Annotated in this window: 15 protein-coding genes; 13 read left to right on the plus strand and 2 right to left on the minus strand. The window is 68.8% G+C overall.

All coding sequences use genetic code 11. The features are described 5' to 3' along the window. Positions 1 to 14: 14 nt before the first annotated feature. Positions 15 to 710 (plus strand): glutamine amidotransferase, encoded by a 696-nt coding sequence (locus BM360_RS00550; RefSeq protein WP_093309319.1) that lies wholly within the window; start codon positions 15 to 17, stop codon positions 708 to 710. Positions 711 to 770: 60 nt separating this feature from the next. Here the strand turns inward: BM360_RS00550 and BM360_RS00555 are convergent, their stop codons facing one another. Continuing rightward, positions 771 to 1,061, minus strand: coding sequence for a hypothetical protein (locus BM360_RS00555; RefSeq protein ID WP_093309320.1), 291 nt, complete (start codon positions 1,059 to 1,061; stop codon positions 771 to 773). A 156-nt stretch (positions 1,062 to 1,217) separates the two neighbouring features. Here BM360_RS00555 and BM360_RS00560 point away from each other — a divergent pair, with 156 nt between their 5' ends. Continuing rightward, positions 1,218 to 1,691 (plus strand): SH3 domain-containing protein, encoded by a 474-nt coding sequence (locus BM360_RS00560; protein WP_242653232.1) that lies wholly within the window; start codon positions 1,218 to 1,220, stop codon positions 1,689 to 1,691. 129 nt (positions 1,692 to 1,820) lie between these two features. On the opposite strand, the gene BM360_RS00565 is transcribed toward BM360_RS00560, so the two are convergent. Continuing rightward, positions 1,821 to 5,270 (minus strand): TonB-dependent receptor, encoded by a 3,450-nt coding sequence (locus tag BM360_RS00565; RefSeq protein ID WP_093309323.1) that lies wholly within the window; start codon positions 5,268 to 5,270, stop codon positions 1,821 to 1,823. Between the two features lie 321 nt (positions 5,271 to 5,591). Here BM360_RS00565 and BM360_RS00570 point away from each other — a divergent pair, with 321 nt between their 5' ends. The 11 genes from BM360_RS00570 (at position 5,592) to gspI (ending at position 18,665) form a co-directional block, all read left to right on the plus strand. Beyond that, positions 5,592 to 5,948, plus strand: a complete 357-nt coding sequence (locus tag BM360_RS00570) for a hypothetical protein (RefSeq protein ID WP_131819139.1) — start codon at positions 5,592 to 5,594, stop codon at positions 5,946 to 5,948. A 53-nt stretch (positions 5,949 to 6,001) separates the two neighbouring features. Then, positions 6,002 to 6,766: a prepilin peptidase gene (locus BM360_RS00575; protein ID WP_093309326.1), complete on the plus strand. Its 765-nt coding sequence runs from the start codon at positions 6,002 to 6,004 to the stop codon at positions 6,764 to 6,766. A 130-nt stretch (positions 6,767 to 6,896) separates the two neighbouring features. After that, on the plus strand, positions 6,897 to 8,507 hold the full coding sequence (locus tag BM360_RS00580; RefSeq protein WP_093309328.1) for a hypothetical protein: 1,611 nt from the start codon (positions 6,897 to 6,899) through the stop codon (positions 8,505 to 8,507). Between the two features lie 70 nt (positions 8,508 to 8,577). Beyond that, entirely contained in the window at positions 8,578 to 11,322 is a 2,745-nt protein-coding gene (locus tag BM360_RS00585; protein WP_093309330.1) for a TonB-dependent receptor domain-containing protein, read from the plus strand. Between the two features lie 132 nt (positions 11,323 to 11,454). Continuing rightward, complete coding sequence (locus tag BM360_RS00590; protein WP_093309332.1) at positions 11,455 to 12,267, plus strand: type II secretion system protein N; 813 nt, start codon at positions 11,455 to 11,457, stop codon at positions 12,265 to 12,267. After that, a complete protein-coding gene (gspD, locus tag BM360_RS00595) occupies positions 12,264 to 14,573 on the plus strand; it encodes a type II secretion system secretin GspD (protein ID WP_093309335.1) in 2,310 nt (769 codons plus the stop codon). The genes BM360_RS00590 and gspD overlap by 4 nt, the downstream gene beginning before the upstream one ends. 4 nt (positions 14,574 to 14,577) lie before the next feature. Continuing rightward, positions 14,578 to 16,113: a type II secretion system ATPase GspE gene (gene gspE / locus BM360_RS00600; protein WP_093313516.1), complete on the plus strand. Its 1,536-nt coding sequence runs from the start codon at positions 14,578 to 14,580 to the stop codon at positions 16,111 to 16,113. 29 nt (positions 16,114 to 16,142) lie between these two features. Next, complete coding sequence (gene gspF, locus BM360_RS00605) at positions 16,143 to 17,360, plus strand: type II secretion system inner membrane protein GspF (RefSeq protein ID WP_093309337.1); 1,218 nt, start codon at positions 16,143 to 16,145, stop codon at positions 17,358 to 17,360. Positions 17,361 to 17,366: 6 nt separating this feature from the next. Next, complete coding sequence (gspG, locus tag BM360_RS00610; protein WP_093309339.1) at positions 17,367 to 17,825, plus strand: type II secretion system major pseudopilin GspG; 459 nt, start codon at positions 17,367 to 17,369, stop codon at positions 17,823 to 17,825. 2 nt (positions 17,826 to 17,827) lie between these two features. Next, positions 17,828 to 18,271, plus strand: a complete 444-nt coding sequence (locus BM360_RS00615; RefSeq protein ID WP_093309340.1) for a GspH/FimT family pseudopilin — start codon at positions 17,828 to 17,830, stop codon at positions 18,269 to 18,271. Continuing rightward, positions 18,261 to 18,665 carry a type II secretion system minor pseudopilin GspI gene (gspI, locus tag BM360_RS00620; protein ID WP_093309342.1) on the plus strand — a complete coding sequence of 135 codons (405 nt, stop codon included), beginning with the start codon at positions 18,261 to 18,263 and terminating at the stop codon, positions 18,663 to 18,665. Before BM360_RS00615 ends, gspI begins: the two co-directional genes overlap by 11 nt. Positions 18,666 to 18,671 lie beyond the last annotated feature (6 nt).

The raw sequence follows: 18,671 nt of genomic DNA on the forward strand, positions 1-18,671 counted from the left end.
CTAGCATTCGGGGCATGAAACGAGGCCTGATCGTCCGTCACACGCCCTATGAGGGCATTGCAGGGTTCCGGCAGCCGATCGAAGCGGCCGGCTACGTGCTGGACCGGGTCGACGTATCCGACTGTGCGTTCCGCGAGACCGATTTCCTCGCGCCCGACCTGCTGCTGATGATGGGTGGGCCAATGGGCGTCTATGAGCGGCACGCTTATCCCTGGATCGACTGTGAGGTGGACCGGCTGGCCGAACGGCTGGCGCGCGGGCTGCCGACGCTGGGCGTGTGCCTCGGCGCTCAGATGATCGCGGCGTCGCTGGGGTCGAATGTGTTCGCCGGTCCAACCAAGGAAGTCGGCTTCGCGCCGGTGATGTTGACCGCTGCCGGACAGGCCTCGCCGCTGCGGCACATTGCGGGCGTGCCTGTGCTGCACTGGCATGGCGATACGTTCGACCTGCCGGAAGGCGTCGAATTGCTGGCCTCGACCGAGCGCTATGCACATCAGGCATTCCGCAAGGGGCCGACGCTGCTGGCGCTGCAATGCCATGCCGAAATGGGGCTCGACCCACGCTTTGAGGCGTGGCTGGCGGGCGCGGACGAATATGTTGCCGAGGGCGGCACCGATCCGGCGTCGTTGCGAGCCGCGCATGCGGCGCTGGGTGCGCAGGCGGTCGCGGCGGGGCGGCGGATGATCGTGGAGTGGCTGGCGGGGCTCTAGGTAAAAGAAGAGCCCGCCGGATCGCTCCGGCGGGCTCGTGCGACCCGATGCGGGATCGGCTTAGCGGCGGTAGTTCCGCCGGCCCCGCTTATCGAGATAATAGCGGCGGCCATTGCCGTCGCGGTAGTACTTGCGGTTCTTGGAGAGCGCGGTGATCGCGGCACCGCCGGCCGCACCGATCAGCGCGCCGTCACCGGTGGAGACGCCCGGGATGATCGCGCCGCCAAGCGCGCCCGCGCCCGCGCCGATCGCGGTGCCCTTGAGGATCTGGCCAGCGCTCTGCGCATAAGCCGGCGCGCCGGCACCCAGCGAGGCGATCAGCGCAGCGCCGATGAGATGAGCCTTCTTCATATATCCGTCCCTTCGAAGCAGATTAGCGAGGGTTGAACGGTGGCGCCCGGAGCCGGTTCCTTTCGGAGCCGTTGTTGTTTTCGGTTCAGCTTTGCCAGCGGCGTGGCGGGCGCTAAGCAGCGCGCCCACACCGCCCAACCGAGGAGACGCCGCCGCATGCGCCGCGCCATGATCGCCCTGCCGCTGCTGTTGATCGCCGCCGGCGCCGTCGCCCAGGCTCCGCGTCCGCTGCCTTACTGGGCTGCGCTGGCCGCGGGCGATGCGATGATGCGGACGGGGCCGGGCAAGGAGTATCCGGCGGTGTGGCGCTACCGCCGGGTCGGACTGCCGCTCAAGGTGGTCGCGGTGCATACCAGCTGGCGCAAGGTGCGCGAGATGGATGGTACCGAGGGCTGGATGGCATCCGTGCTGCTGACCGAGGACCGGACCGCGATGGTGACGGGCGAGGTGCGCTCGCTCAGGGCAGCGCCGGACGACGCGGCCAAGGTGCTGTGGCGGGCGGAGCCGGGCGTGGTCGGGCGGGTGAGCCAGTGCCGCAGCGGCTGGTGCCGGCTGGACGTGCGCGGGCGGGCGGGCTTCGTCGAGGCGAGCGGCCTGTGGGGCGTGGATGCGGGCGAGACGGTGGAGTAACCGCGGTCTTAAGTTGACGAAGTTGACACTCAGACGACCTATTCCGACATCGTTCCGGACATGAAACAAAGCCCCGCCGCTCGGATGAGCGACGGGGCTTTTTGCTGCCCGGGAGGGCGGCGCTCCCTCTTAGAAGGTGAAGCGCACGCCGACGCGGATCGAGTAGAGCGACTGGTTGACGTAGACCTGATCGGTCGGCGTCGTGAACTCGCTCGTGCCACCCAGCGGCGAATAGCGATACTGGAGGCAAGGCTGCGCCGCAGTGGTCGCAACCGCGCCGCCCGGTGCCGCGGTGCCGGCAGGCGTCGCATTGCCGGCGGTGGTCAGGCACTGCACCTGGGTAACGGCAGCGTTGTACGGGAAGACGTACTCGCGCAGCTGACCCCACTTCTTGTTGATGAAGTTGGTGAAGTTCTCGATGTCCGCGAACACCTGGAGGCGGCTGTCGCCGAGGCCCGTCGGGATTTCCTGCGCAAGGTGCAGATCGAGGCGCGTGAACCACTTGGAGTTGAAGGCGTTACGCGGCGCAACCTTGCCGCGATACTTCTTCAGCCCCGACGCATCGATGAAGTTGTTGAGCGCCGCGCCATAAGCCGCACTGCTATACTGAACCAGCGGATCGTTCGTGCCGGTCGGCACGTACATCAGGTAGCGGTTGCCCGCCGTGCCCGTGGCCGTGCTGCGGCCGGTGACGCCGAACACTGCCGAGCGGTTCGCACCGAAATCCTGGAACGTATAGCTGTATGGACGACCGATACGGGTCTCGCCGAACAGGCCGATCGAGGTCTTGTAATCCCCGAAGAAGGCGTGATCGAAGTTCGCGCCGTACTTGAAGAAGTACTTAACCTCGTCGTTCGACGTGCCATAGGCAACGTTGTTCGGATCGACGAACGCACCGTTGGAGTAGTTGGAGCCGGCCGTCGACGAGGTCGCCGGGGCCTGATCCTTCACGTCCTGATAGGTGAAGCTGCCGTTGATGTTCAGGCCGAAATCCCACGACTTGTCGAAGCGGGCGACCGCGACGTAGCTGCGGCCCTTCTTCGTGTTGGTCAACAGGATGTCGGTGTTGGTGTTGGTGCTGCCGGCACCGTCGATCAGGTTCTGGTAACGCTGACGGCCATCGGGCGTCAGCGCATTGGCACCCGTCAGGATCGGCTGCGAGCGGATGTCGGTGAAGTAAACCTGATTGCGGACCTTGGAGTAGAAGAAGTCCGCACCGAACGTCCAGCCATCGCCCAGCGCACCGAAGTCGAACGTATATTCGCCCGACAGCGTGGCGCGCCACTGGGATGGCAGCTTGAAGTTCGGATCGAGGGCGTTGACCGTCGAGGCCGACGACACCGAGGCATTGCGCAGCGTGTCATTGACCGCAGCGGCGATGCTGGTGCCCGTGACGCCGTTCAGCGCCGCATTGCCGACCGCGACGTTGCTGGTGGCACCACTGTAGGTGTCAGTGCCGACCGCCGCACGGTTGATCGAGATCGAGTTGGTCAGGACGCCCGTGTTGGAGAAGCTGTTGGAGATATAGACGTCGGGCGTGCCGCCGCCGAAGATGCCGCCGCCGCCGCGGATGCTGAGCCGCGGGGTGGGGCGCCAATCGAAGCCGACGCGCGGCTGGAAGAGATCCAGGCCGGAGATGTTGGCATTGTTGCCGCCAATGCCACGCAGATCGCCATTGACGTAGCGGGCCGGACCGTAGCGGCCGAGGAAGGCGTTGCTGAGCGCCGGCAGCGAATCCATGCTGTAGAGATCGTAGCGCATGCCGTAGCTGACGTTCAGCGTCGGGGTCAGCTTCACGCTATCCATGATGCCGAAGGTGAAGCTCATGTAGCTGAACTTCGCGGCGGCGTCGTCCGGCACCAGCGACGGGATCGCGTTGCCATAGCCGAACGTGCTGGCACGCCGGTTCTGGAAGTCGGTGATCGAGTCGAAATAATAGTTGCCGGCGCTGTTCTGCAGGAACGAGTTGAACACGTCGACGTGCTGCACTTCCGAGAAGATGCGCAGATCGTGATCGTTCATCGTCAGGCGCGCCTGGACGACGCCGCCCCACGTCTCGGTGGTCAGCTGGTTGGTCTGGCGCGAGCTGTCCGGACCGAAGGAGACGACGGGCGCGGTGCCCTGGCCCGTCGGAATGCCGGTGTTTTCGCAACCCGTGGCCGAGCCGCCCGACACTTCGTTCAGGCAGACGCGGAACTGCGCAAAGCCGCGGCCGAGGACCGGATCCTGAATGCGCTTGTAGTTCTTGTAGAAGCCGCGCGCTTCGGTCGAGAAGGTGTCCGACCAGTCGGAGTTGAGCTGGACGACGCCGGTGTAGAGCTCGTTGCCCTGGATGTAGGCGTTGGAAGCGAGGCCGAGGCCCGGGCTGCCGGTGGTGATCGACGAGAAGGTGTTGTTGAGCAGGTTCTGCCCATCCTTCGCGTAGGTGCCGGTGATCGACAGGCGCTGCGTATCGGACAGGTTGGCATCAAGGCGGCCGACGACGCGGTCGTCCTTGTCGCCCAGGCTGCGCAGCACGCCGCCCGTGTCATAGCCGTAGACGCTCTGCGCGATCTGCGACACGCGATCGACCTGCGCCTGGCTCAGGTTGGGGATCGCGGTGCCGGCATTGTTGTCGACGGGGCCTTCCGGGATCGGACGGCCGCCGCGCAGGCGCTCGCCCGCGATCATGAAGAACAGCTTGTCCTTGATGATCGGGCCGGACAGCTCGGCGCCGTAATTCTCGACCTTGAAGTTCGGGATGTTCGTGCGGCCGGTGGGGATGCCGGGGCCACGCTTCGTCTCGTCGCCGACGAACTCGTCGCCAGAGCGCGCATAGAAGCCGGTGCCGTGGAACTCGTTGGTGCCGGACTTCAGCAGGACGTTGATGACGCCGCCCTGGAAGTTGCCCTCGCGCACGTCATAGGGCGCGACGCGTGCCTGGAACTGACCGATAGCATCGAACGGCACGGGCGACCGGCGCGACGGCAGACCATCCGGGTTGAGGCCGAAATTGTCGGTGATCGGCACGCCGTCGACGGTGAAGCGATTGTAGCGCGCATTCTGACCGGCGAACGAAATCGCGCGGCCGCCCGTGGGCGAGTCGTCAAGGCGGGCGAACGGATCGCGGCGCGCCAGATCGCGGACGTCGCGGTTGAGCGAGGCGACGTTGGCGATCTGCGCTGCGTTCAGCACGGTTGCCGGGCCCTGGCTGACCGAACGGGCATTGGGCAGTCGGGCGGCGGTAACGACCACCTCGGGCGCAGCCTCGCCACCGGCGGTGAGTTCAACCGGAAGCTGGAAGTTCTGACCGGCGACGGTCTCGATGTCGGTCACCGACGCATTGGGGAAGCCCGCAGCGTTGACGTTGACGGTGTAGCCACCACCCGCGCGCAGGCCGGTCGCGTTGAAGTTACCGCTCGCGTCCGAGGTGGTCGTGGTGCGCGTTCCGGTCGCGGCATTGAGGATCTCGATCGTCGCGCCGGCCACCGGCGCACCGTTCGCCGTCACCGTCCCCTGGATGGTGGACGTGGTTTCCTGGGCGTAGGCCGCCGAGGTGGCGAGCGCGGCGACGGCGCAGCCGATGAACAGATTCCGCATTGTTTCCAAGTCCCCTGCTTGAACCGGGTGCTTCGGCCCGATCCCGTCCGGCTCCCTTGTTCGGCAGCGCAGACAAGAACATGACCGAAATATTGCAAAATTATTGCGACATCCGCCCTGTGGCGGCGCAGCATGTGGCGGCCCCTAGGCGAGGTGTCGCGGCCTGCCAAGCGGCCGGAAAAGAATCGTTTTTCTGTTGCTGCAATGCAGCACCGGGGCGTCTGGCGGCAGTTGCGACGGCTTCAACCGGCTCTTGCGCCTATGTCATCCAGGTGTAACACTTCTCGCTAGAGTAGGAAGTTTTGAGTCGAGGAGATGGTCATGCGGAAGGGCTTGGGAACAATTTTCGGTTCGTGTCTTGTTCTCCTCACCGGCGCCGCGGTCGCGCAGCCGGCGGAGGACTATGCGCCTGGCGCCCTCGCGCTCAGCGCGATGGAACGCCAGGACTGGGCCGCGGCGGAACGCGCGCTGACCAGCGGATCGGCCAAGGATGCGGGCCAGCTGATCAACCTGGGCGAGGTCTATTACCGGAGCGGTCGCCCGACCCAGGCCGCGGCTGCCTGGCGCGCGGCCGCAGAGGCCAAGCCCGTGCTGGTCTATACGCGGGACGGCCGTGTCGTCTCCACCGCCGATCTGGCGCGCGAGGCTCTGGCGCGGCGGGAGCTGGGGGGGCGCTGAGCGCCGCCTGATCCGCGCTTGATCGCAGGGGGCAGGCGGGCGATGCGGCGGGCATGGCCCTGCACCCGCTTTCCCCTCTCGGCGCCCTGCTCGGGGCGGTGCTCGGCCTGATCGTCGGCAGCTTCCTCGCGACCGTCGCGCGGAGGGCGGGGGAGGGGCGATCCGCGATGCGCGGGCGCTCCGCCTGCGACCGATGTGACGCGACCCTGCGGGCGGCCGAGCTGGTGCCGGTCGTCAGCTGGGCGTTGCAGCGGGGGCGCTGCCGGCGGTGCGGCGTGCGCATCGATCCGATCCACCCGGCCGTGGAGCTTGCCGCGGCGCTGGCTGGCGCGCTGGCGCTCGGCGTTTCGCCTGATGCCGTGGGCATCAGCGGCGCGGTGTTCGGCTGGGGCCTGATCCTGCTTGCCGCGCTCGACCTGCGCCATTTCTGGCTGCCCAATCGGGGGACGCTGCCGCTCGCCGTGCTGGGCCTGGGCGCGAGTGCTGCGGGCGGGGTGGGATTGACCGACCGGCTGATCGGGCTGGCTGTCGGCTATGCCGGGCTGGAGGCGGTGCGTCTGCTTTACGCGCGGGTGCGCGGGCGCGCGGGGCTGGGTGGGGGCGATCCCAAGCTGTTCGGTGCGATCGGCGCATGGCTCGGCTGGGCGGCGCTGCCGGGCGTGCTGCTCGGTGCCGGACTGTTGGGGCTTGGCGTGGCGCTCGTCCTGCGGGTGCGGGGACATGCCGTGGGAGCGACGACGCGGCTGCCCTTCGGCGCGCTGCTGGCGCCCGCTGGCTTTGCGGCCTGGCTGTTCGCAGCCGCAGCAACCCGGCTGTGACCGTCACGAAACCGTAACGGCATAGTCCCCGACATGTCACATCATTCAAACGCAGCCGTCACGAAGCGCGCCTAGTCCGCCCCTCGACCGAACCCGGCGCCGTCGCGACCGGGGCAAAAGGGGATCAGCTATGCGCCTTCGTTCCGTCCTGCTCATGGGCAGCGCTGCCATGATGCTGTCGCTGGCAGGTTGCGGTGCCGACGACGTCGCCTCGCCCGGCGAGGGAACGATCGTCACCCCGCCGCCGACGAGCACCTCCTCCGGCGGCACGACGACGCCGCCCCCCAGCGGCAGCACCGGCGGCGGCGCGGCCTCGGCCTGCCCGTCGGGCACGATCGATCGCAACACGATCACCAACTCGACCAGCAACACGACATGGCGCAACTGCGAGATCTCCGGCCGCATCACCGCGGACACGACGATCCAGAAGCTGCCGGGCGTGATCTACTCGCTCTCCGGCCCGGTCAACGTCGGCACCGACGTTGGCGGTGACGGCAATGCGGCGGGCGGCCAGCGCGTGACGCTGACGGTTCAGCCGGGCGTGGTGATCTTCGCCAGCGCAGGCAATGACTATCTGATCGTCAATCGTGGCTCGCGCATCAACGCGGTGGGCACCGCCAATTCGCCGATCATCTTCACCGCGCGCCAGAATGTCGAGGGCAGCGCGACCGACAGCAGCCAGGGCCTGTGGGGCGGCGTCATCCTGCTCGGCCGTGCGCCCATCTCCAACTGCCAGACGGCGGGCACCGCCGGCGGCAGCGCGGGCTGCCAGCAGATCGTTGAGGGCACGACCAGCTCGCTCTATGGCGGCAACGTGCCGACCGACAACAGCGGCACGATGCAATATGTGCAGATCCGCTATTCGGGTTTCTCCATCGCGCCCGGCAACGAGCTGCAAGGCCTGACCACGGGCGGCGTTGGCTCGGCCACGACGCTCGACCACATCCAGATCCACAACAGCTCGGATGACGGCGTCGAGTTCTTCGGCGGCCGTCAGAATGCGAAGTACCTCGTGTTCACCGGCACCGACGATGACGCGATCGACACCGATCTCGGCTATCGCGGCACGATCCAGTTCGTGATCGCCGTCCAGCGCGACGCCTCGAACGGCGATTCGATGATCGAGGCGGACTCCGCCGATGGCGCCGAGGAGGCGACCCCGCGGCAATATACCCGCGTGTCGAACGCCACGTTCGTGCAGCGCTCCACCGCGCAGGGCCTCAACGCCATCCTGCTCCGCGGCGGCACCGATTATGCGCTGCTAAACAGCATCGTCGTGGGCCCGTCGAGCTGCATCGACATCGACAATGGCGGCGGCTCCGATCCGACGCCTTACACGACCCGCGACGCCGATGCATCGAAGCAGGAGATGGGCCCGCCCGTCTTCCGCTCGGTCGTCCTGTCCTGCACCACCGCGCCGTTCCGTGCGGACGGCAACGAGGCGATCGTCGCAACGATCTTCGGCACCGGCACCAACAATAACAACTCGACCTACACGTCGACGCTGACCAACGTGTTCGTCAACGGCGCCAACGAGACGGCGGTGGCCGCGACCGATCCGACCACGTTCAACGCGGACATGATCGGCGGCGAGAACACCAGCGCGCCGAACCGCCTGACCGCCGTCAGCTACATCGGTGCGGTGCGGAACAGCACCGACACCTGGTATGCGCCGTGGGCGTGCAGCCCGGGCTATGTCAGCTTCGGCACCGCGGCCTGCACCGCCATCCCGACCAACTGATGCGCGCCAGCCGCCGCGGCCACGTGTCGCGGCGGCTGACTAACCGGACGACGGCAGGGGGCCGAACATCATGAAACCGATCGCTTTCGGGAGCGCGCTGCTCCTGTCCACTGCCCTCTGCGCGCCTGCGGCCTGGGCGCAATCCGGCCCGAGCGCCGGCCAGGTGAGCCCGCCGTCCAGCCCGGCAGGTGGCGTCACGCCGCCGGGCACCGAGGCGGGCGCCCCCGCCAGCAGCGACACGGCCGAAGAGCAGGTCGAGATCTCGACCCCGGGTGCCGACGCGACGACCGAGATCGTCGTCACCGGCCGCTATATCCCGCAGCCGGTGCGCTCCACGCCGCAGGTTGTCTCCGTCCTGTCGACGGCCGACATCGCACGCACGGGCGAGGGCGACATCGCCGGCGCGCTCGGCCGCCTGCCAGGCCTGTCGGTCGTCGGCAACGGCTTCGTCTATGTCCGTGGCCTGGGCGACCGTTACTCGCTCGCGCTGCTGAACGGCCTCCAGCTGCCGTCGCCCGAGCCGCTGCGCCGCGCCATCCCGCTCGACATCTTCCCGACCAGCGTGGTCGCGAGCGCCGTCGTGCAGAAGAGCTATTCGGCCAACTTCCCCGGCGAGTTCGGCGGCGGTGTCGTCAACCTGACGACGCCTGCGGTGCCGGCCGAGAATTTCCTCAACATTGGCATCGGCGGTTCGGTCGACGTCGAGACCACCGCCAAGCTCGGCTACACCTATGAGGGTGGCGATCTCGACTGGCTGGGCTTCGACGACGGCACACGCAAGGTGCCCGCCGGCATCCGCGCCGCGACGACCGGTGGCGGCCGGCCGCTGACCACCGCCAATTACACGGCGCGCCAGCTGCAGGACATCACCGCCAGCCTGAACAATGCCGAGACGACGCTGCTCCAGCGCAACCGGGACATCCCGGCGAACTTCTCGGCGGACATGAATTTCGGCTTCCACAAGGAAGTGGGCAGCGATGCCGAGTTCGGCATCTTCGGCTCGGCCAGCTACGGCAACACCTTCCGCACGCGCGACATCCGCCAGCAGGTATCGACCAGCGTCGACCTGTCGTCGCTCGTCTCCGACTTCAAGACGATCATCACCGATCAGCGGACCGTCGTCAGCGGACTGCTGGGCATGGGCCTGAACTTCGGCGACAACAAGATCCGCTGGACCAACCTGTTCATCCGCGACACGGTAAAGCAGGGGCGCCTGAGCGCCGGCTATGACACCAGCGTGACCGGCGCCGATCCGGTGCCCAATCCGGATTTCACCGGCACGCCGCCGATCCTCGTCCAGAACACCTTCTGGTTCGCGCGGCAGCTGTTCGACACGCAGGCGGTGGGCGAGTTCAAGTTCGACGACCTGTCGGTGGACGTGCGCGGCGGCTATGCCAACACCAAGCGCAAATCGCCCTACGAGCGCGAATTCCTCTACGTCTACAACCCGACCGTCCGCGATTACACCAACAACCTGTCGGGCGGCGGCGGTTCGGCGAGCGTCGCCTTCTCCGACCTGAACGAGGATGCGTATAGCGGCGGCATCGACTTCGGCTACAAGCTGCCGACCGAGCGGCCGATCACGCTGTCCGCCGGCTATGCGTTCAACAAGAATGAGCGCACCTCGTCGCGTTACGACTTCGCCTATCGTACCGTCTCCGGCGCGTCGCTGCCGAGCGCGGTGGCGCAGGAACGGCCGGATTATCTGACGTCGGACTACAACGTCTACACCTACGGCGTGTCGCTGGTGGACCAGTCCGGCTTTGCCGGCAGCGCCGCCTATGACGCATCGCTGCGCGTGCATGCGGGCTACGGCCAGATCATCGCGGAGCCGACCGACGGTGTGCGGATCACCGCGGGCGTCCGTTACGAGGATGCGCGCCAAATTGTGACGCCGCTCGGCGACGACCTGCCGACGCGGCTGAGCAAGAGCTACTGGCTGCCCGCGGGCACGATCACCTGGAACTTCATGGACGATGCGCAGCTGCGCCTGTCCGCCTCCAAGACGATCGCGCGGCCGCAATTCCGTGAGCTGGCGCGGCAGATCTTCCAGGATTTCGAGTCCGACCGTTCGTTCACCGGCAACCCGCTGCTGACGGACACGCAGCTCTACAATGGCGAAGCGCGGCTGGAATATTATCCTGGCCGCAACGAGATCCTGTCGATCGGCGGCTTCTACAAGCGGCTGAAGAACCCGATCGAGCAGCTGGCCTTCGTGATCGGCGGCGGCGGCTTGCGCACCAGCTTCTCCAACGCGCCCGAGGCGGACCTCTATGGCGGCGAGGTGGAAGCGACCAAGTTCTTCACGATCGGTGAGAGCGGCTTCTTCACCTCGCGCCGCCTGCGCGTGTCGGCCAATTACACCTACACGCAATCGAAGGTGAAGGCGGACGACTCGCTGGTGATCAACCCGATCGACCTCAATCCGATCGCGGCCAGCACCCTGTTCCGTAACGGATCGCCGCTGACCGGCCAGTCGGACCATCTGGCGAACGGCCAGATCGGCTTCGAATCCAGCGATCACCTGTCGCAGCAGACGCTGCTGGTGAATTACGCGTCCCCGCGCGTCACCAATCGCGGCCCGGTGCAGGACGGCCGCACGCCGGACATCAAGGAGAAGCCCGGCATCACGCTCGACCTGGTCCTGCGCGAGGAAGCACAGTTCCTCGGCCTGCCCGTCGAGTTCAAGGCGGAAGGGCGCAACCTGCTCAACCGGAAGTACAAGGAATATCAGGCGAACGGCGAGCGGCGCGTGGATGTGAACCGCTACCAGCTCGGCCGGGTCTTCTCGCTGTCGGCGACGGCGAAGTTCTGAAGGCTGCACCCGTCGTCGCCCGGGCGGCGATGACGGGTGTGCGACGGCGGCGCGGCGCCATTGTCATAAAAGTCCTGTCCGCTGTCATGCAGCTGTCATAAGGACGCTCCAGGGACTCCGCGTGGGTGGGACATGCGTTTAACTCTTGATCCGCGGGCGCGGGCGCTCCTCGCGCGCGTGCCGCGGACCCGGCTGGTCGCGGTGCCGGAGCTTCTGCTGCTGGGGGTGCTTGCCCTCCAGGCGGCGCGGCTGGCGTGGGCGGTGGTGACACCGGTCGGGCCGGTGGGCGACTGGCGGCCGGTGCTGCCCGTCGAAGGTGCGGCCGTGCGGCCGGACGGCTTCGATCCCTTCTTCCGCCTGGTCGGGGAGACCGCACCGGCAGTGGTCACCTCGGCCAATCTCAAGCTGTTCGGCGTGCGTGCCGATATGGTCAGCGGGCGCGGCGCGGCGATCCTGCAATTGCCGGACGGCACGCAGGCGAGCTTCGTGGTGGGCGACGAGGTGCTGCCGGGCGTCCGGCTGGACGCGGTGCGGCTGGACGGCGTGACGCTGCTGCGCGGCGGTGCGCGCGAGCAATTGTTCCTCGACCAGTCGGTCGCCCCTTCGCCAACCGTCGTTGCGGCACCGCCCGCGGGGGCGCCGCCGATCGTCAGTACGGTGGCCCCGCCGCCCTCATCCGCGCCGATCCAGAGCGCGGTGTCGGCCAGCCCGCGCGTGCAGGACGGGCGGATCACCGGCTTCACGCTCGCGCCGAACGGCGATGGCGCCGCCTTCCGCGCGGCGGGGCTGGAGCCGGGCGACGTGCTGCTGCGCGTCAACGGCCAGCCGGTGGGCGAGGGCGGCGCGGGATCGCTGCCGGGGCTACTGGCTGCCGGTAACGCCACGATCGAGGTGGATCGCGGCGGCCGCACCGTCACCCTCTCCATCCCGGCGCCGGCGCGATGAGGCGCGCCATCCTTCTCGCCGGCCTGCTCGCCGCGGCGAGCCCGCTCATGGCGCAGCAGGTGCTGAACCTTCGCGATGCCGACATTCGCGCGTTCATCCAGGATGCCAGCCGCGTCACCGGCCGCACCTTCATCATCGACCCGCAGGTGCAGGGCAAGGTATCGGTGGTGAGCGACCGGCCGCTCAGCCGCACCGAATATCTCGAAGTGTTCCTCTCGACGCTGCGCGCCAACGGCTATGTCGCGGTGCCGGCGGCCGGCGGCGCGTTCCGCGTGCAACCGGCGAACGGCGCGGCCGCGGCGGCGGGGCGCGTCGGGACGGGACGAGCGAGCGCGAACAGCTTTGCGACCGAGGTGTTCCGCCTCCAGACGATCGATGCGCAGAGCGCGGTGGACACGATCCGCCCGCTGGTCGGCCCCGGCGGTTCGGTGACGGCGAGCCGGACGGGCAATGCCGTCGTCGTCGCGGACTATGCCGATAACCTCCGCCGCATCCGCGACGTGCTGTCGCGCATCGACCGCGACAGTGCGGCGACGCGCGTGGTGCCGCTGCGCAATGCCGGCGCGCGCGAGATTGCAGGGTCGCTCCAGCAGCTGGTCGGCACGAGCGGACAGGGCGGCCCGGCGGCGTCGGTGGTGGCGATCGACAGCAGCAACGCCATCGCGCTCCGGGGCGATTCCTCCACCGTCGCGCGGCTGGCGCGGATCGCGGAGGAGCTGGACCGGCGGGCAGAGAATGGTGCGGAGATCCGCGTCATCTTCCTGCGCCATGCCGAGGCGGAGAAGCTGGTGCCGGTGCTTCAGCAACTGGTCGGCCAGGCGGTGACGGCGACACCCGCCGCCGTCGGCGGATCGGGGGCAGGGCCGGCCGGCCCGGGGCAGGCTTCGGGCGCGGGCGCGTCGCAGCCGGTATCGACGCCGTCGGTCAGTGTCTCCACGGGCGGATCGCCGCAGCGGGGCACGCCGGTGATTGCGCGCTACGAGGGCGCCAATGCGGTGATCATCGCTGCGCCGTCCGACGTGCAGCGGACGCTGGGCGAGGTGGTCCGCCAGCTGGATACGCGCCGTGAGCAGGTGCTGGTCGAGGCGATCATCGTCGAGATCGGCGATGTCGCGGCCAAGGCGCTGGGCGTGCAATATCTGCTGGGCGGCCTGCCGGGATCGGGCGTGCCCTTCGCCGCGACCAATTATTCCAACGCCGCGCCCAACCTGCTGACCATCGCCGGCGCGATCGGCGCGCGCGAGCTGGCGACGACGACGACGGTGGTGAACGGCACCACCGTCACCACGACGACCAACAACCAGCTGTCGGACAATCTGGCGCAGCAGGCGGTCAACTCGATCCTGGGTGCTGGCGGATCGTTCGCGGGCTTTGCCGGCAAGCTCGGATCGAACGCCATCTTCGGCGCGATCATCAACGCGGTGAAATCGGACAACAAGTCCAACCTCCTGTCCACGCCGTCGATCATGACGCTGGACAATCAGGAGGCGAAGATCCTCGTCGGCCAGGAAATCCCGATCACGACCGGGCAGGCGCTCTCCAACAATTTCGACAATGCCTTCCGCACCGTGCAGCGCGAGAATGTCGGCATCAGCCTGGAGGTGAAACCGCAGATCAATGCGGGCGGCGCGATCAACCTCGCGATCAAGCAGGAAGTGTCGTCCATCGCCGGGCCGGTCGGCGGCGAGTTCAACGACCTGATCCTGAACAAGCGCCAGATCGAGACGGTGGTGACGGTGGACGATGGCGAGATCGTCGCGCTGGGCGGCCTGCTCGACGACAATGAGCGGCGGACGATCGAGAAGATCCCGTTCCTCGGCGACATTCCGGGCCTCGGCGTGCTGTTCCGGTCGAAGGCGCGGAGCCGTTCCAAGACGAACCTGATGGTGTTCATCCGCCCGACGATCCTGCGCACCAGCGCCGACAGCCGCGAGGTGGCGGAGCGGCGCTACGGCTATGCCCGCGCACAGCAATTGCAGCAGCGGCCCGACGTCGAGCCGAGCCTCGACGAGATGGTGCGCGACTATATGGGTGCAGCCCCGCCGGTGCCCGCGGTGCCGCTGCCCGGATCGACTCCGCCCGCCGTCGCGCCCGCGCCGGTCGTGGCGGGGCCGCAGGTGGTGACGCCGGGCGTCGTGCCGGTGCCCGCTTTGCCCGATGCGGGAACGATCCAGGTGCCGGTGCTGCCCTCCACGCCGCCCGCGCAGGCGGTGCCGCAGCAGCAGATCATCGTGCCGCGCGTCTCCACGTCGAGCGAGCGGGTGACGCTGCCGAGTGCGACGCCCGCGCCGGCGCGGCGACGGTGACGCCATGAGGATCGCGCGCGGCGACGAGGCGCTGATCGTGCCGCAGCCGGGCGATCCGGCGCCGCCGCCGCCGGCTCTCGCGCCTGCTGCCATCCCCTACGCCTTCGCGCGCCGCTTCGGCGTGGCGCTGATCGAGGAGGGCGAGGGGCTGAGCGTCGCGCTGCGCGAGGGTGAGAGCGCCAAGCCGCTGATCGAGCTCAGGCGCCTGTTCGGCCGTCCGTTCGCGGTGGAGCGGGTGGCGGCGGAGCGGTTCGACCGCATCCTGTCCGAACGCTATGCCGTCGATGGGCGCGCGACCGCGGACACGCTGGGGCTGGCGGACGATCTCTCGCTGCTGGCGACCGACCTGCCGACCGCGGACGACCTGCTCGACACCGCCGACGATGCCCCCGCCATCCGCCTGATCAACGGCATCATCGCTGATGCGGCGCGCCACGGCGTGTCGGACATCCATGTCGAGCCCTATGAGAGCGGCCTCGTCGTGCGGATGCGGATGGACGGCGTGCTGCGCGAGACATTGCGCATGCCGGCGCATGTCGCGCCCGTCGTGGTCAGCCGGATCAAGGTGATGGCGCGGCTGGACATTGCCGAGCGGCGCCTGCCGCAGGACGGGCGCATCGGCCTGACGCTGGGCGGCAAACTGCTCGACGTGCGCGTCTCGACGCTGCCGAGCCGCGCGGGCGAGCGGGTGGTGCTGCGCATCCTCGACAAGGAGAATGCGGGCATCACGCTCGACGGGCTGGGCATGCCGGCGGCGGTGGAGCGGATGTTCCGTACGGCCATGGCGGAACCGAACGGCATCGTCCTCGTCACCGGGCCAACGGGCTCCGGCAAGACGACCAGCCTTTATGCGGGCCTGCGCCTGCTGAACGACGGCAGCCGCAACATCCTGACGGTCGAAGATCCGGTCGAATATGCGGTGGAGGGCGTCGGCCAGACGCAGGTCAACGCCAAAGTCGGCCTCGATTTCGCAACGGGCCTGCGCGCCATCCTGCGGCAGGATCCGGACGTCGTGATGGTGGGCGAGATCCGCGACCGCGAGACGGCCGACATCGCGGTGCAGGCGTCGCTGACGGGCCATCTCGTCCTCTCCACCGTCCACACCAACGACGCGATCGGCGCGATCACGCGGCTGCGCGACATGAAGGTGGAGCCATTCCTGCTCGCCTCCACGCTCCGCGGCGTGATCGCGCAGCGGCTGGTGCGGCGGTTGTGCCCGCATTGCCGGACGGCGGAGCCGGCGGACGCGGCGACGCGCGACCTGCTCGGGCTGGAGGAAGGCGCGGTCGTCTACCACGCGCATGGCTGCGAGCGGTGCGGCAATGGCGGCTATCGCGGGCGCGTCGGCGTGTTCGAGGCGGTGCGCGTCGACGACACGATCCGCCGGCTGATCAACGCGGGTGCCGACGAGAGCCAGATCGCCGCCCACGCCTTTGCAACGACGCCGACGCTGACCCAGGCGGTGCGGCAGCTGGTGCAGGATGGCGTGACCACGCCTGAGGAGGCGGTGCGCGTGGCGCGGGCGGACGCCGATGGCTGAGGCCCTGCGGTGCGGCGGGCGGCGGCGCCGTGGCTGACTATGACTATCTGGCGCTGGACGTCGCCGGGCGCGAGCGGCGCGGCCAGGTGCGCGGCGAGAGCGTCGAGGAGGCGCGGACCGCGCTCGCCCGGCGCAAGCTCTATCCGGTGCGCGTCGAGCCGGCGCGCTCGGCGGGCGAGCCGCTGGTCGCGCGCGGGCTGCACTGGCGGCGGACGCTGAGTGCCAAGCAGCTGACCTTGTTCACCCGCCAGCTGGCGACTTTGGGGCAGGTCACGCCGCTGGAAGAGGCGCTGCGCACCATTGCCCGGCAGACGGAGAATGCGACCGCGCGGGCGATCCTAAACCGCGTCCATGCCGGCGTGGTCGAAGGGCGGCGCCTGTCCGATGCGATGGCGCGCGAGGAAGCGAGCTTCCCGCCGCTTTACCGGGCGATGGTGTCGGCAGGCGAGGCATCGGGCACGCTGCCGGCGATCCTCGAACGGCTGGCCAATCTGCTGGAGCGGCAGGCGCAGGTCCGCTCCAAGGTGTTCACCGCGCTCGCTTACCCGGCGGTGCTGAGCGTCGTCGCCATCGCGGTCGTGATCGCGCTGATGCTGTTCGTGGTGCCCAAGGTGGTCGAGCAGTTCGACGATGTCGGGCAGACGCTGCCGCTGATCACGCGCATCGTCATCGGCCTGTCCGCCTTCCTGCGCGATTGGGGCTGGGCGCTGGCGCTGGTGGTGGCGGGAGCGCTGTTTGCGGGCTGGCGGATGCTGAAGGATGAGCGGCTGCGGCTGCGTTTCGACCGGCGACTGCTGCGCCTGCCGCTGTTCGGCCGGCTGATCCGCGATCTCAACGCCGCGCGGCTCGCCCGCACGCTGGCGACGATGGTGGCGAGCCGGCTGCCGCTGATGGAGGGGCTGAGCCTGACCACGGCGACGGTGCGCAACCGCGCGCTCAGGCAGGCATCGCTCGATCTCGTCGAGTCGATCCGCGGCGGGGGCAGCCTGTCGGCGGCGCTGCGGCGCACCGCCCTGTTCCCGCCGCTGCTCGTCACCATGGCGGCATCGGGTGAGGCGAGCGGGCGGCTGGACACGATGCTGGAGCGCGCCGCCGACTATATGGACCGCGAGTTCGACGCCTTTACCGCGACCGCGCTCAGCCTGTTGGAACCCGCCATCATCGTCATCATGGGCGTGGCGGTGGCGTTCATCGTTCTCTCGATCCTGCTGCCGATCCTGCAGCTCGACACCCTTGCCGGAGCCTGAAGAGTGATGCGTCTGTTCCGCCGCCATGCCCGACCGATCCGCCCGAAGCGGCCGCAGGAGGAAGGGTTCACGCTGATCGAGCTGATGGTCGTGATCGTCATCCTCGGCCTGCTGACCACGATCGTCGTCATCAACGTGCTGCCCAGCCAGGACAAGGCGCGCGTGGAGAAGGCCAAGGCCGACGTGGCGCTGATCGAGCAGGGGCTGGAAATGTACCGCCTCGACAATCTCGATTACCCGACCGACGCACAGGGCCTCGCCGCGCTGACGAGCCCGCCCGCGGGCGCGCAGGCGGGTCGCTACCGCGCGGGCGGCTATATCAAGCGGCTGCCCGAGGATCCGTGGGGGCGGCCGTACAACTACGCGAAGCCCGGCCGACACGGCACGTTCGACGTGTGGAGCCACGGCGCGGACGGGCGCGAGGGCGGCGAGGGCGACGACGCCGACGTCGGCAACTGGAAGTAGGCATGGCGCCGCGCCGCCATGACGAAGCCGGCTTCACCCTGGTGGAGCTGATGGTCGTGCTCGTCATCATGGCGCTGTCGAGTGCGGCGGTGCTGTTCATGCTGCCCGATCCGCGCGGCGGCGTGCGGGCGGATGCGGAACGCTTCGCCGCGCGGGTGCGGGCGGCGCAGGACGGCGCGATCCTGAGCGGGCGGCCCGTGGCGCTGACGCTGTCGCGCGCCGGCTATCGCTTCGACGAGCGGGTGCGTGGGCGCTGGGCTGCGCCGAGCGAACGTGCCCTGGCGTCGCGAACCTGGGGTGAGGGCGTGACTGCGGCGGTCGGCGGCGAGGGGCGCGTGTTGTTCGACCCGACCGGCGCGGTGGAGCCGCTGGCGCTGACGCTGGCGCGCGAGGATGAGCGCATCGCGGTGCGCATCGAGGGGGACGGGCGCGTCCATGTCGGCTGAGGCGCCCGAGGAAGGCTTCAAGCGTGTCGAGCGTTCCGCCGAACACGGCTTCACGCTGATCGAGACGCTGGTGGCGCTGGCGGTGTTCGCCATCGCCGCGCTGGCGTTGCTGCGGCTGGAGGGGGCGACGGTGGCGACCGCAGCGCGGCTGCAGGAGCGGCAGATCGGCCAGCTGGTTGCGCGCGGCGTCGGCTATGCCGCGCTGACCGATCCGCAGCCGCCCGTCCCCGGCAGCGAGGCGGGTGAGGCGGAGAATGGCGGACGCAGCTGGCGCTGGACACGGACGGTCAGCCGCATGGCAGGCGGGAGTGCGCTGCGCATCGATGTGGCGGTGACCGATGCGGACGGGCGGAGTGCGGGCGCGCTGGCGCTGGTGCGGGGCGCGGGCCGTTGACGAGGA

This window comes from Sphingomonas jatrophae, assembly GCF_900113315.1.
GTDB lineage: Bacteria > Pseudomonadota > Alphaproteobacteria > Sphingomonadales > Sphingomonadaceae > Sphingomonas_P > Sphingomonas_P jatrophae.

Excerpts from the sequence above, each read along its gene's own strand:
- gspG (WP_093309339.1), top strand. The coding sequence starts at position 17,367 with ATGCGTCTGTTCCGCCGCCATGCCCGACCGATCCGCCCGAAGCGGCCG.
- BM360_RS00565 (WP_093309323.1), bottom strand. The coding sequence starts at position 5,270 with ATGCGGAATCTGTTCATCGGCTGCGCCGTCGCCGCGCTCGCCACCTCG.
- BM360_RS00550 (WP_093309319.1), top strand. The coding sequence starts at position 15 with ATGAAACGAGGCCTGATCGTCCGTCACACGCCCTATGAGGGCATTGCA.
- BM360_RS00575 (WP_093309326.1), top strand. The coding sequence starts at position 6,002 with ATGGCCCTGCACCCGCTTTCCCCTCTCGGCGCCCTGCTCGGGGCGGTG.
- BM360_RS00560 (WP_242653232.1), top strand. The coding sequence starts at position 1,218 with ATGCGCCGCGCCATGATCGCCCTGCCGCTGCTGTTGATCGCCGCCGGC.
- BM360_RS00590 (WP_093309332.1), top strand. The coding sequence starts at position 11,455 with ATGCGTTTAACTCTTGATCCGCGGGCGCGGGCGCTCCTCGCGCGCGTG.
- BM360_RS00585 (WP_093309330.1), top strand. The coding sequence starts at position 8,578 with ATGAAACCGATCGCTTTCGGGAGCGCGCTGCTCCTGTCCACTGCCCTC.
- gspI (WP_093309342.1), top strand. The coding sequence starts at position 18,261 with ATGTCGGCTGAGGCGCCCGAGGAAGGCTTCAAGCGTGTCGAGCGTTCC.
- gspE (WP_093313516.1), top strand. The coding sequence starts at position 14,578 with ATGAGGATCGCGCGCGGCGACGAGGCGCTGATCGTGCCGCAGCCGGGC.
- BM360_RS00615 (WP_093309340.1), top strand. The coding sequence starts at position 17,828 with ATGGCGCCGCGCCGCCATGACGAAGCCGGCTTCACCCTGGTGGAGCTG.
- BM360_RS00555 (WP_093309320.1), bottom strand. The coding sequence starts at position 1,061 with ATGAAGAAGGCTCATCTCATCGGCGCTGCGCTGATCGCCTCGCTGGGT.
- BM360_RS00570 (WP_131819139.1), top strand. The coding sequence starts at position 5,592 with ATGCGGAAGGGCTTGGGAACAATTTTCGGTTCGTGTCTTGTTCTCCTC.
- BM360_RS00580 (WP_093309328.1), top strand. The coding sequence starts at position 6,897 with ATGCGCCTTCGTTCCGTCCTGCTCATGGGCAGCGCTGCCATGATGCTG.
- gspD (WP_093309335.1), top strand. The coding sequence starts at position 12,264 with ATGAGGCGCGCCATCCTTCTCGCCGGCCTGCTCGCCGCGGCGAGCCCG.